The organism is Fibrobacter sp. (genome assembly GCF_045131395.1).
Taxonomy (GTDB): Bacteria; Fibrobacterota; Fibrobacteria; order Fibrobacterales; family Fibrobacteraceae; genus Fibrobacter.
The window spans coordinates 275,175-288,338 of record NZ_JBGUQY010000046.1 but is presented as its reverse complement, the minus strand read 5'-3'; the positions used below and the strand labels follow the sequence as shown (position 1 = coordinate 288,338).

Annotated in this window: 12 protein-coding genes and 1 pseudogene; 2 read left to right on the top strand and 11 right to left on the bottom strand. The window is 52.5% G+C overall.

The window, feature by feature from the left end; all coding sequences use genetic code 11:
* Positions 1-5 precede the first annotated feature (5 nt).
* Complete coding sequence (locus ACJMNB_RS12435) at positions 6-1,016, bottom strand: radical SAM protein (protein ID WP_405342952.1); 1,011 nt, start codon at positions 1,014-1,016, stop codon at positions 6-8.
* 124 nt (positions 1,017-1,140) lie between these two features.
* On the bottom strand, positions 1,141-1,725 hold the full coding sequence (gene efp / locus ACJMNB_RS12430; RefSeq protein ID WP_405342950.1) for an elongation factor P: 585 nt from the start codon (positions 1,723-1,725) through the stop codon (positions 1,141-1,143).
* A 41-nt stretch (positions 1,726-1,766) separates the two neighbouring features.
* Here efp and ACJMNB_RS12425 point away from each other — a divergent pair, with 41 nt between their 5' ends.
* Positions 1,767-2,729, top strand: a complete 963-nt coding sequence (locus ACJMNB_RS12425; protein ID WP_405342948.1) for a KamA family radical SAM protein — start codon at positions 1,767-1,769, stop codon at positions 2,727-2,729.
* On the opposite strand, the gene ACJMNB_RS12420 is transcribed toward ACJMNB_RS12425, so the two are convergent.
* The 7 genes and pseudogenes from ACJMNB_RS12420 to rpsT form a co-directional block, all read right to left on the bottom strand.
* The gene (locus ACJMNB_RS12420; RefSeq protein WP_405342946.1) at positions 2,726-4,066 is read right to left on the bottom strand and encodes a BamA/TamA family outer membrane protein; all 1,341 of its coding nucleotides are present in this window, start codon (positions 4,064-4,066) and stop codon (positions 2,726-2,728) included. The two genes, ACJMNB_RS12425 and ACJMNB_RS12420, sit on opposite strands and share 4 nt — an antisense overlap.
* A 92-nt stretch (positions 4,067-4,158) precedes the next feature.
* Positions 4,159-7,053 (bottom strand): hypothetical protein, encoded by a 2,895-nt coding sequence (locus ACJMNB_RS12415; RefSeq protein WP_405342944.1) that lies wholly within the window; start codon positions 7,051-7,053, stop codon positions 4,159-4,161.
* 5 nt (positions 7,054-7,058) lie between these two features.
* Positions 7,059-7,520: a hypothetical protein gene (locus ACJMNB_RS12410; protein ID WP_405342942.1), complete on the bottom strand. Its 462-nt coding sequence runs from the start codon at positions 7,518-7,520 to the stop codon at positions 7,059-7,061.
* Between the two features lie 22 nt (positions 7,521-7,542).
* Positions 7,543-7,962: a roadblock/LC7 domain-containing protein gene (locus ACJMNB_RS12405; RefSeq protein ID WP_405342940.1), complete on the bottom strand. Its 420-nt coding sequence runs from the start codon at positions 7,960-7,962 to the stop codon at positions 7,543-7,545.
* Between the two features lie 428 nt (positions 7,963-8,390).
* Positions 8,391-8,954: pseudogene (locus ACJMNB_RS12400) on the bottom strand (GTP-binding protein); the annotation flags it as partial.
* Between the two features lie 102 nt (positions 8,955-9,056).
* A complete protein-coding gene (locus tag ACJMNB_RS12395; RefSeq protein WP_405342938.1) occupies positions 9,057-9,890 on the bottom strand; it encodes a mechanosensitive ion channel family protein in 834 nt (277 codons plus the stop codon).
* Positions 9,891-9,980: 90 nt separating this feature from the next.
* Positions 9,981-10,241, bottom strand: coding sequence for a 30S ribosomal protein S20 (gene rpsT, locus ACJMNB_RS12390; protein ID WP_072797405.1), 261 nt, complete (start codon positions 10,239-10,241; stop codon positions 9,981-9,983).
* 102 nt (positions 10,242-10,343) lie between these two features.
* Between rpsT and ACJMNB_RS12385 the strand changes: the two genes are divergently transcribed.
* Positions 10,344-11,453: a DegT/DnrJ/EryC1/StrS family aminotransferase gene (locus ACJMNB_RS12385; RefSeq protein ID WP_405342936.1), complete on the top strand. Its 1,110-nt coding sequence runs from the start codon at positions 10,344-10,346 to the stop codon at positions 11,451-11,453.
* Here the strand turns inward: ACJMNB_RS12385 and ACJMNB_RS12380 are convergent.
* On the bottom strand, positions 11,450-12,772 hold the full coding sequence (locus tag ACJMNB_RS12380) for a pyridoxal phosphate-dependent aminotransferase (protein ID WP_405342934.1): 1,323 nt from the start codon (positions 12,770-12,772) through the stop codon (positions 11,450-11,452). The two genes, ACJMNB_RS12385 and ACJMNB_RS12380, sit on opposite strands and share 4 nt — an antisense overlap.
* Complete coding sequence (locus ACJMNB_RS12375; protein ID WP_405342932.1) at positions 12,772-13,125, bottom strand: hypothetical protein; 354 nt, start codon at positions 13,123-13,125, stop codon at positions 12,772-12,774. Before ACJMNB_RS12375 ends, ACJMNB_RS12380 begins: the two co-directional genes overlap by 1 nt.
* Positions 13,126-13,164 lie beyond the last annotated feature (39 nt).

Genomic DNA, 13,164 nt, shown 5'->3' with positions numbered 1-13,164 from the left:
CGAAATTACTCAACCCTGTAAAGGCAATCCTTGCAGCGGGGCATTTTCCCTTCTGCAATTTGGCGGCGTACCAAATTCATTTCGGATTCCAGGGTATGGTTTCCGTCAAACAAATTTCCCGTATCAAAACCGTCCGAGGGGCAACCCTTCAGGTGTCCGTCAGGCCACAGGTAAAAAGTGTTGGTCGCAAAGCGGCAAGGCATTCCGCGACGGGCAGCCACCAACTTCAAGAAAACATCCTTGAAATAGGCAAGGCGGTTGCGCCAAAGCTTGCGGTTATTCCACACCGAAATAAGCTTTTCCTTGTTCACGGTTCTCGGATAATCGAGAATAACCCCGCTTCCCTTTAAAATGGAGCGGACTTCGTCCAGCACCTTGTTGACCCTTGACGCCACCTGGGGGTCAGACATATCCAGCTGTTCCTTGCGCAGGTAGTCGTGATCCATGGAATTGAGCCACTGGATATTGTAAGCCGATACATGCAAATCCTTGAGCCAGCGGGCAATTTCGGGCAAACCTTCCAGGGTATCCTTCATGGCAATGGAAGTTACGATCAAGTGCGGACGTTTCTTTTGCTGCAGACGCTCGCGAGCAAAGCTTTCGATATGATTAATGACATTCTGGAACTGAACCACATTGACGCCACACCACTTGGTAAAGACTTCGGGAGAAAGGCTATCCATCGAAATGAACAGACGGTCGATGGAAGAATCCAGGATGATACGCCGGTTGCGTTCATTCAACAGGAGAGCGTTGGTGACCATGGAAACATCGGGTGTTTTCACCGTTTCCGAAAGGAGCTTCATCAATTCAGGGAACCGGGGATTGACCAACGGCTCGCCGGCACAGCTCAAGAATAGAGACCAGCAGTTCTTTTCGGCACTCTTGAAAACAGGCTCGATTTTGTCCAACGGAAGCGAAACCTTGGTCGCCGGATCCAAATCCGCATTGTCACAATAGTGACAGCGAAAGTTGCACCGCGTATCCAAGTCTATCCGAAGGTCTTTCTTGCTCATAAACATGGTGGTGAAAATAGAAAAAGGAACACTCAACAAAAAAGCCCTCGGGTGTTAACCGAGGGCGTTTGCGAGAGCAAGGCGATATCACATTTTTATGAACGTGATAGAGCCGAGCGGTCTATTACTTAGCACGTTCCAGGTAGGAACCGTCGCGGGTATCCACGCGGATCTTGGTGTTGTTTTCGATGAAGAGCGGAATCATCACCTTGGCGCCGGTTTCGACGGTGCATTCACGCATCACGTTACCGCTGGTGTTGCCCTGGACTGCCGGAGGAGCGTCGATGATCATGAGGTCAACGAAGGTCGGCGGAATCACTTCAATCGGGAGCGTTGCCATGGTCTTCGGGTCCTTCCACCAAGTCACTTCGACAGTAGCGCCATCGAGGAGCCAAACTTCGCAACCATTGAGAGCTTCCTTGGAGATTTCTTCAGTTTCCTGAGTTTCGTTGTTCAGGAAGTACCAAGTAGAACCGTCGTTGTAGAGGTAAGTCATTTCGGTGAAGGTCACGTCGGCTTCTTCAACCGTATCGCCACTCTTCCAAGTACGTTCGAGGGTGCGGCCGGTCACCAGGTTCTTGATGCGAACACGGTTAAAGGCCTGGCCCTTACCCGGCTTCACAAACTGGTTTTCGATGATTTCGTACGGCTGACCATCAACCATGATTTTAAGTTTCTTGCGGAATTCGTTGGTGCTTACAGTACCCATATTATCCTCTTGTTGATTTTGATTCTAAATTTAGCAATATAATGGACGCACCTGTTAAAGTTTTCACGCGAATTTCGGACTTTTTGGAGTATTTGGGCCCCGATTTGGCTTCTACAATCGCCGCCAACGAACTTGACCTAAACCCGAAGTTTCCCTTTCTTTGTTCTAGACACTACGCCGACTTGATCAAGAAATCAAGCGCCCCCGCCGCACTCTTGCGCGAGGTTTTGCCGCTGAACGACGAACAGAAATGCGTTCCCGGTTTTGTCGACGACCCCGTGGGTGACTTGCCCGCCGGAAAAAACGACTGCGTTATCCAGAAATACGACCAGCGCGCCCTGATTGTTTCGACCGCCACCTGTGGTGTGCGTTGCAGGTTCTGTTTCCGCAAGAACTACCCTTTCCAGAATATTCCCGATGTGGCAAGCCAGGTCGGCAATTGGCTGGATACCCATAGCGACATTTGGGAGGTGATTCTTTCGGGAGGCGACCCCCTGATGCTTGGGCCCGGCGAATTCCGCGACTTGATTGAAGCCATCGCCATGCACGCATCCGTGACCACGCTCCGCATTCATACGCGCTTGCCGGTGATGCGCCCTGACTTGGTGATGCAGCACTTTGAGCTGCTGCGGGAACTCCCCGCCCGATTCAACTGCGTGCTGGTTTCCCATGTGGACCACCCCGACGAACTGGACGAAGAATCTCAAATGGTTTTGGGACAGTTGCGCTTTAGCGGCTGGATACTTTTGAATCAGAGCGTTCTTTTGAAGGGCGTCAACGACAGCGCCGAGACTCTTACGGCACTTTGCAAGAAACTGTTTTCGCAGGGAGTTCTCCCCTACTACTTGCACCAGCTGGACCATGCCAACGGAGTTGCCCACTTTGAAGTGAGCGACACCCGAGCCCGCGAACTGATTGCAGAAATCCGCACAAAATTGCCCGGCTACTTGGTGCCGAAACTCGTCCGCGAAATCGCCGGCGAAAAAAGCAAGACTCCGGTCTAGAACAACGTTTTTAGTCCAAATCCTATAATGCCGTCGAGGTAATTCTCGCCGTTCCTTAGGGCGTAATACAGATTCACGCTCCAGTTGCCGCGGTACTGCGTGAAGGCCACGCCATAATCCTGTTCACGCTTCCAGCCATGTTCCGGCTTGAAGGCTCGATAAAGTCCCGGCTGGTAGAAGGCTTCGATGCTTAAGTCATAGCCATCTTGCCAGAGGATTGCAAATTCGGAATAGCCGTAAGCGCGAGTCCGCATAAAGCGAACATCCATACCCCTGAAGCTATCCATGCCTCCCAGCGCGAAATAATCGAAGCGGTCCAGAGCAGCATCCGTCGGGAAGATTCCGCCAGCAGCCCCGCTAAAGCGAGTAATCCAGTTGCCATATATGGGAATGTAGCGAGACAGTTTTGCAGAAGCCTTCAGGTAATTGTCCAGCGAATCGGGGCGGTCCATGTTCCACACAATAGACCCGCTAAATCTTGTGCCCGAGCGGGGCAACACAAAGCGGTCCAGAGACACGTATGAAAGTTCCAGCGAAGAAGTCTTGCGGTTACTTCCCACACCCAGGAACACGCCTACGGTAAAGTCAAAGCCGATATCGCGAGAAATTCCCAGTTCGCCATAGGCATCGCGAGTCGAAGAATCTTCGTCAAAGTAGCCGCGGGCAATCAAGTTCCAATCGGTCCCCAAAATCCAAGGTTCCTTGTAGGAGCCTTCCAAACGGCGGGCGTCGTCGGCCGTATAACCTTCCAGTAGCAAGTCACGGGCGGTTCCGAGAATGTTATAGAGAGAAACATTCACGTTGCCTTCCCATACATCGGTTTCGCTAGAATAAGTCAGCAAGGCGTAAGCCTCCGAAACGGCAGCCGCCTGCATGTGATACAGAGGTATAATGCGATTGCGATTGGGGTCGCGGAACATCTGCACCGGAGCCACGGGATTGTAATAGCCCAACCGGGCAAGTTTCATATCGGAACGTTCCAAATCCTGGGGCGATACCAGATCGCCTGCGACAATGCCCGTCTGCTTACGGAACACCTCGGGTTTGCTACCCGAAGAATCCATATTTTCAGGATTCGCCCACACCCAGGCGGAGCCCCGTTCCATTTCAACTGTCAAGACGCCCGAAGAATCTACGTTACCCTTCATTTGGGCGGCCAGGAATCCACGGTTTTCGTAGTAACTTAGAATACGTTCACGGGTAAGGGGCCAGCTTTCGCAGGACTTGCCCACCAACGCCTGTACCTGAGATTCTTCATAGGCCTCGTGTTCGCCTTGCCATAGGACAGACGTAATGCGGCAGGGGTCTACAGCACTTGCATCTGTTGCAAATGTCAAAGCAACAAATAATAAAACAAGATGTATGGATCCCGTCGCACTTCGTGCTCCAAGATGACAATCAAACAAAGCCCTTAAGAATTGCATCAGCATCAGAAGTACGCCCTCGCTTCGGTGCTAAGCTTCTGGAAGATATTCTCTTCGGCGTCGCCAAACCGCAAAATGTAACTACATCCCATCGAAATAAAATCGTTGATATCCACCGAGAGCGAAAATTCAAAACGGTACGTGCGGCCATCATTGTAGCCCGTCATGACCTGGTACGGAATAATTTCACCATCGCTATCCACCTGCACCACCGAGAAATTGGCAAAGGAATTCACCTTTTTTTGCTTATGGTAACCTACACGAAGAGCCCCTTCCCAAAGATTCGCCTCGAACTCGCCTTCTTCGCGACCGGAGCCATCGGCACCTTCGCCGATACGGTAGCGTCCCAAGGGCTGTACATAAAAGCCCTGCGAGAAATCAAAGCGATAACGGAGGGATCCATCGTAAATATCCCAGTTCCATTCCTGCATGGCCGAAAGTTCATTTTCCTGAATCAACAAGGTGGCGCCCACGAAATGATCCAGATTAATGCGGTAGCCCGCCTCGAAATGATTGGAGTAAGAGGTCTCGTAGTATGAAATAGAAGACAGCTTCTTATCAAAGGAGGCTCCCGGCTTATAAGCCAGCGAAACACCCGAAGGATGTTGCCAGTCCACCAAGCCTTCCACAGCCATACGGCCCGAAGTCATGCGATGCAACTGCGATGTGTTCACCGGCGGGAAATAAATCTTCTTGCCCGTGGTATCGCTACCTTCGCCTTCGTAAGAACCGCCCAAGGTCACATCCCGCAAGAAACCGTCCCGTACGCCAAAGACAAGGCCCGGATTAAAGCGTAGTTCAATACCGAAAGCAGCATCAGACGAAAGTACGGCCCCTACGGAATCGTTTCGGCCCATACCCTCGTAAACGAAGTCGCCATTGTCCACGCCCTCGATATAGCTAGATGTCAAGCTGTCGTAGCGCACGTCGCCCGTTCCCGGCGCCACCGCCTTGTAGACTGCCGTATAAATCTGCTCTTCGGTAAGGCCTAATTTATACGAGACATTTCCCTGCCAGCCCAGTTCCTCGCCGCCAAAGCGAGAATTCAAGTTACCCAGCCAGCTGTTTTCGCTTTCCGAAGAATCCCTGCGCATCCGTTCGTATTGCAGCAAATGAGCCAAGGTAAAATAGCGACTATTGTAATTGGCTTCTTGCACCCAGGTAGACGCCCACAGGGAATCCGCCCATTCATCGCCATAGGAATCGCCACGACGCTTGGCCATTCGCCCGCCCACGCTTTCGCGGATTTCACCACGTTCAAAATAAATACCCAGGCCGCTGGAGGACTTGCCGTAAAGCACTTCGTCTTGAACATCGGAATCCAAAGCATCAATCTTCGTGTATCGCAAATCGCCAGCACCAAAGGGACGCACCATTCCCTGCAAGTATTCGCCATCCAGCGTTCCCTGGTAACGTTCCATTTCTTGCTCCTGCACGCTGGCGACACGAATCAAGGCCAGATTACCAACGGCATTGCGATTCCTATGTTGCAGACCCATTTCTACGCGAGAAGAATTCCAGTCTTCGTCTGCATTGCGGCGGTAACCCCACTGCGCACTCCCGAACCATTCCTTTGCAAAACGAGTCCGCATGGTAAATTCATCATGCAACAGGTCATCATTCAAAAAAGACGTATCCGTATAGGCCAAGTCCCAACGATCCCGCAGGCCATAGAGATTCCAATCCAGGTCGCTCCCCGGATATTTCAGGATGTCAAAGCCCTGTTCCACGCGGTTTCCGTAAACGGACATGGCCAAGGGGAAATGCACCAGGTCTCGGGTAGAATCTGTTGTCACGAACCAGCGGAAAGCCTTGCCCGACGAGCCATCTACATGGCTCGACACAATGTTTGTGTCCGTACGGTTAACGGCCATCTCAAAATCAGTATAGAACTGCCGGTTATACTGGGTACGGATACGGGCATTCATACGCTCCGTACGGTCGGGCCTATGCAGCGGCGGCAACGTGTCGTCACGCACAAATTCATCGCCGCGGTCTGCCTTGAGCATGGCATAATCTTCATCGGTCCATACGCCGCGTTTCAAGCGGTCCACGTCATTTTCAAGCCTGAATCCCGAGACATCCAAATACAGGTTCGGATGCCTGTAACTGGCCGCCGCCCCTTTTAACATATAGATGTTGTCGTTCTCGTAGGCGTCATATTCCACGCGAATTTCATCGTCAAAACTCGGGAGAACGGCACCCTTGAAATCCAGCATACCGCCGGCGTAGTTCACCAAGTAATCCCGTCCCCGCGTAAGGCGCACGCCGTTCAGCCACACCGTTTCGGACTGCGGCACCACCGCAATAAAGCTGCCGTAACCATCCAGGGAATACCCAAGCTGCTGACCGCTGACCCCATTAAAAGTCCGCGTATAATGCTGAACCTCGTCGGTACCGATGACTCCGCGAACCTGGGCGTAACCACCACCGAAGTCACCCCGCACACCGCCCATGGCACCGAGAGAAGCTCGGGACATTCCGGTAAAGCCCATGGAAGAATCCACCCAGGTCAAGTCACCCAGATGCAAAAAGTAATGGGGCGATTCCACGCGAAAATAAATCTGGTCCACCTCGCGCAAAGTTGCCGTGGTCTGGTCGCCCGCCCGGCGGCCCACATCAGAAAGCAAGGCGTCAATGTAGACGCTGTCGGTGAGTTTTCCCGTAATAGAAAGGCGGAGTTCCTGATCCACCTGGGTTCCCCCATCGCCCACCGTAATCTGCACGGTCTTGTAGCCATGGGTTTCAAGGGAATCTTTGCGGGTCACCGTATCCGCATTTTGAACAAAGGAATTTTCCCGGACCAGAATAGAGGGATCCCACACCGGCAAGGAATCCATATCCATGCCGAAAGCGCATACCGCAAGCAACAGGAGTCCCAACCAGAACTGCCGGGACATTCCAACTACCTTTCGTTAGGTTCTACGATAAACTGACGGGTCGAAAGCAACTTGCGCCCGGCCACCAGGTCCACGCTCCATTCACCCGGTTTCAAGAGTGCGGGCACAATGGTCGTAAGGCAAACATCCTGGGTCATATTGCAGGCCAGCTTTTGCACCGTGTCTGCACCATTAAACCAGATATGCTTCAGGGTATCGTCCCCCAGCTGCAAAGCCGACGAAACCGTGGAGTAATAGTAAAGGCGCATGCCCTCTTCGAACACGCTATCTACACCGAAGGGGGAACCATTCACGATATGGCTACAGACAACGCTCTGCGCCATGGAAAGTTCCGTATCGGCTGAATTCCAGATGGTTTCGGCACCGTGCAAGGCCACCACAATACGGTGAACCAAGAATCCAAGAAAGACCACCAGAACGACAATCGTCGTTTTCCGCAAGTTGCGAAGCGGAGGAAACTTTGTCACGAGGCGGTCCTAAGTCAAAGGTTTAACGAACCAGACTGCTGGTATTCTGCGTAAAGGCAGGCACAGCATCGACCAGCTTTTCGACCAACAGACGGTTGAAATCTTCGATGCGGTTCGGGAGCTTGGGGCTCGGGAAAATCTGCACCAACAAGAGAGCCTGGTCCACCGGAGCAATGTAGATGGAACGGTTCTCGCCAGTGAAGGACACTGCCTGGAAATTTTCACCAGCCAGCATCATGCCAACCTGACGGGCAGAGTCAAAGGAAGCCGTGCTAAGCACTGCAAGCGGAGTTGCATCAATTCCCAAAGAACCAACTTCTGCAATAATAGATCCATCACGATGGCAAAGAACAATATATTCGGCTTTGACGCTGGCCTGGTAGGCGGACATTAAACGCTGGACTTTGGCGGCATCATCAGAATAAATGGTAAAATCGCTCATAATGCACCTTCGTAAAACTACTTCTTCTTAGGCACGTACGGACGCAATTCAATTTCGTCGTCGGCATCGGCTGCGGGTTTAGCCACATCGCGGCCGAAGGTCGGCATACGCGGTACAGTTGTGGCGGCACGGGGGCGACCAAAGGGCGAAGAGGTAGCACCTTTCTGGAACAGACCGGCGCCGGCAGTCGAAGGCTGAGCCGGGGCCGCTGAAGGCGGTTTTGCTGCAAACGACGGCATGCGGAACGGGGAGGCCGGCTGGGCAGGAGCAGCGGCAGGTGCGGCTGCGGGCTGCGGAGCGGCAGGTGCGGCAGGCTGGGAAGCCTTGACCGAAACCCCTTCCTTAGTGAGAGATACATCGTGCACACCGGTGTTGCCGACATTGGCGGCAGCCTGGCGGAGGAATCCCTGCTTCACGTTAAACTTTTCAATCACGAGCATGGCAATGGTCTTAAGCGTCGTCACCACACCCTTACCGTTGTGGGCCGTGGCCGGGAAGAAAGGCACATTGCGCGGGTTCAGTTCGGCATTCAGTTCGTCAAGGGTGAACACATTGTCCATATCGCGCTTGTTGTACTGAAGCACAAAAGGCATATCGTCCAGATCCATGCCGTAATCCTGCAGGTTCTGGCGCAAGTTCTGCAAACTTTCCAGGTTTTCGGCCTGACGGGACCTCTGGGAGTCGGCCACAAAAACAATGCCGTCTACACCACGAAGCACAAGCTTACGGGTACTGTTATAGTAGACCTGACCAGGAACCGTATAAAGCTGGAACCTTGTTTTGAACCCCTTGATATCCCCTAAATTAAGCGGCAAAAAGTCAAAAAAGAGCGTACGGTCACCTTCAGTCGCAAGGGACACCATATCGGTACGCTTGTCCTGGGGCATCTTCTGGTGAATCACCTGCAAATTGGTGGTCTTACCGCTAAGGCCCGGTCCATAGTAAACGACTTTACAACTAATCTCTCGTGTAGCAAAATTTATCGAAGACATTACACATCCTTGATATATCTGTCTCAAATCTAATAAAAAAATAATATCACAGACCACAAAAACTGCGATTTGGGCACTCTAAATGGGAATATCGGCAAAAAACTAAATTTGGGGCGTATTTGCCCAGTGAACCACACGCTGCGGGAAGGGAATCGTGATATTTTCCTCGGCAAAGCGCTTCTTGATCTCGGCTGTATACTTCCAGCGCAAGTTAAAGTAATCCTGGGTACGGGCCCAGGCCCTGAAAGTCACGTTCACGGCGCTGTCTTCGAGCCCCGAAACAAAGAACTGGGGTTCGGGCTTGCGCATAAACAAGGGCTCCCCCGCTACAACGTCCCGCATAATATCGAGGGCCTTTTCCGGAGAATCCCCGTAGTCGATGCCCACCGTAATTTCCAGCCTGCGCAGCGGATTCTTGCTAAAATTCACAATGGGCTGGCCCCACAGAGCGCTATTCGGAGAAGAAACATACAGGCCGTCTATGGTACGGAGCGTGGTATTGAAAAGCCCGATTCCCACGATGTTCCCCTTGATATTACCGCATTCGATGTAATCGCCGGCCTTAAAAGGGCGCAGGAACAAAAGCAACAGACCCGAGGCTATGTTTGCAAGGGCATCCTTCAAGGCCAGGCCCACAGCCAAGCTCGCCGCACCCACCAGGGCCACGATGCCCGCGGTATTGACCCCCAGCACATGGAGCACTAACAACAAAGTAACAATATAGATGCAGTAAGAAAAGAGCGAATAGACCAGGGGCTTGGCCGAAGAATCCAACCCACGGTTTTCAGCATGGTTGAGAACGTACTTCAAGAAAATCAGCAGAAGACGCGCCACCACCAGAAGCAACAAAGCTATAAACAGGCGTTGAATTACGGAATGGTCAAAAACTCCGCCAAAACGCGTTTCAAGAAAAAAATTAATAGAATCAATCATCATAGGGGCAATATAGAAATACACGCGAACAGCCGACACACTCTGTGTATCGGCTTATTCAAATTCGCTCTAAAATCGACTTAGCGATTAAAATTAGGCGAGACCGTTAACGACCTTAGCGGCCTTGGCCTTGTAGTTAGCGACGCGGTTAGCGCAGAAACCGGCACGACCCTTGGCAGCAGCCTTGTCGAGCATGCTGAACAGAGCCGGCATGGCCTTGAGGGCTTCTTCCTTAGAAGTTGCGCTACGGACAGCCTTGAGGGCGGTACGGATAGCGGAACGGGTAGAACGGTTCATGGCATTGGCCTTTTCGGCCTGAAGCAGACGCTTTTTGCAAGATTTATGTTGAGGCACCTTATTATCTCCGGGTGAAAACCTACTTAAAAATGTTGGTTCAAAGTTAGTAAATATTGGAAAGATTTCAAGGGGTGACTAAAAATTTATATCTTTGGGCCCATGATTTCCTTTGTAAATTTAACTGCACAGCGCGAAAAATACCGTTTTGAACTGGAAAAAGCCGAACGAGAGGTGTTGGATAGCGGTTGTTACATAGGAGGCCCCCAGGTCCAGGCTCTGGAAAAGGAACTTTCGGAGTATTTGGGCGAAAAAATCCACGCCATTACCTGTGCCAGCGGCACAGACGCCCTCACCATCGCCCTGATGGCCATGGGTTTATGCCCCGGCGACGAGGTCATAGTCCCCGACTTTACCTTTATCGCCCCTGCAGAATGCGTTTCTATTCTGGGAAGCACCCCGAAATTTGCCGACATTGACCGGGAAACCTTGCAAATCGCCCCCGAAAGCGTAAAAAAGCTGATCGGACCGCGCACCAAGGGCATTATCGCAGTGAACCTGTTCGGCCAGAGCGCCCCCTTCAAGGAACTGCGCAAAATCGCAACGGAGCACAAGCTCTGGATTATTGAGGACAGCGCCCAGGCTTTCGGCGCAAAAGTAAGTTCGAACGGCGACATCCAAAAGGCCTGTTCTTTCGGCGACATCGCCATCACCAGCTTTTACCCCAGCAAGCCCCTGGGCTGTTACGGGGACGGCGGAGCCCTCTTTACCGCCAACGAAGACTTGGCCCAAAAGATCCGCATGATCGCAAACCACGGCAGCGCCGGGCGTTACCAGCATGAAATCGTAGGCATGAACAGCCGACTAGACGCACTGCAGGCCGCCGTCCTGCGCGTGAAGCTGAAGCACCTGAACGAAGAACTTCCCGTACGGCGCCAGAATGCCGCCAAGTACGACGCCTTTTTCGCAGAATACAACCGCACTGCGGCTGCCGGCGAAAAAATCGTTCCGCAAAAAATTGCCGAAGGCAACGACAGCACTTACGCCCAGTACACCGTATTGGCCGAGAATCGAGAAAGCTTTATCCAGAAGCTGACGGCTGCAGGCATCCCCCACTGCATTCACTACCCTGCCCCGCTACACGAGCAACCCTGCTTTGGTTCTAGCGAAGTCCGCAATGCAAACGCCAAGTGGGCGTCGGAGCATGCCGTAAGCTTGCCCGTATGTGCCTTCACCAATGTGGCAGAAATTATTGAAAAGCTAAAAGTTTAAAGCGACTGCATTCGCTGCACCGCTTCTTTGAATTGCGCAGGTTCCTGCAGCAAGCTAATGACCACCCAGCCATCTTCATCGAAATCGAAGAAGAATCCGGGCTGCACCAGCACATGCTTTTCTTGCAACAAACGAAGCGTGAGTTCTTCATCGTCTTCGCCAAGGCGAACCACAGCATACCAGCCACCCAGAACCTCGGGGCAGTATTTAGCAGGGAATGCTTCGCGGAGCGTTTGCCAGTTGGCAAGCAAGCGCTCGCGAACCTGCGTCTCGTAAGCCGCGGCCATGGGCAAGAGGGACATGCCCAGCGCTTGGGCCGGGGCGGACACACTCAAGTAGGCGTCTTCTACGAATTCCAGCGCCGCGCGAATTTCTTCGAACTTTTCGCGGGGCGCGTAGAAAGCCATCCAGCCCAGCTTGAGCTGCGGAGAACCCACTGCCTTACTTAAGCCGTTCAGCCAGAAGATCGGGCACTTGGGGCCGTCTTCCGGGAGATTGATTAAGTCGCCCTCGCCGGCATCAAAGAAATCGCAAGAGCATCTAGAAATGTATGGATCCCCACCCGCGCTACGCTTGGTCGAGGAAGACTCGCCCAAAACATATTCCCAGGAACGACGGACCTTATTCGAAAAGCCGTAATCACCGAAGACCTCGTCCACCACCAGAATCAAATTGTTTTCTTCGCAGAAGCGAACGGCCTCGTTCCATTCTTCGCGGGAGACGCAATGACCCGTGGGATTATGGGGCGAAACCAGCAGCAAAATCTTTGCTTTTTCGGGAGCAGCCAACAGGCTGTCGGAATCCAAGACGAAACGAAAACTGGATTGCTTCGCACTCTGTGCTCGCAATGACGTGTTTTTCATCTTAGCGAACTTCAAGAAATACGGGGCGCATTCCAAGTGTTCCAACTGGGCTAACGTATCCAAGAGCGGGTAGCCGGGCATGGGCGTCAGAATCACATCGCCCGGATCGCAGAAGGTCTTAAACAAAACAGAATATGCTTCGCTGGTGCTGGCGGTCAAAAGAATCTGGCCCGCCGTAAAGTTTCCGCCACGCTCGCGGTAGTACTCCACCACCGTTTCTCGCGCCGACATCCAGCCCGAGGCATCCGGATTCCAGCAACCGAAATCCTTGCGCGCAGTCTCTACAGCATCATCCAAATCAATAGGCAGCCCCGCCTTCACCGGGCTGCTCACCGTCATATCGATAAACGAAAGCCCACCCTCGGCGGCATCCTTTTTCGCACTCGCCTTCACACGCTCCAGTTCAGCGAAGAACGGAGACGGAGAAAGATCTTTAGGCAAGCGGGAAGAAAGCATTACTTCTTTCTGTTAAAGAATCCGAGAAGAGCCACCGAGATAAACATCCCTGCGGGGAGCACGACAGCAATGGTCAAGAGCAGCAACTTCTGAAAATCGGTAAGTCCCTTGAGGGATTTCTTGAAATCCTTGAACTTTGCGATAAAGCCTTTGATACCGGAAGGTTTCTCGCCACCTTCGGCAGGAACGACTTCGCCTTCGGCCAGTTCCTCGGAGCCAGCGAAAGCATCCATTTTCGGGAGCATGGCCATGAGCTTGGTCACCGAATCCTTCACAGGCCCGACATATTGGGCCGCATACTCGCGAACCTTGTCGTAGCGTTTTTTGAAAGGACGTTTCAGTTGGTCAAGCATAGTCATTCTCCCATGGATTGCTTCGCTTCGCTCGCAATG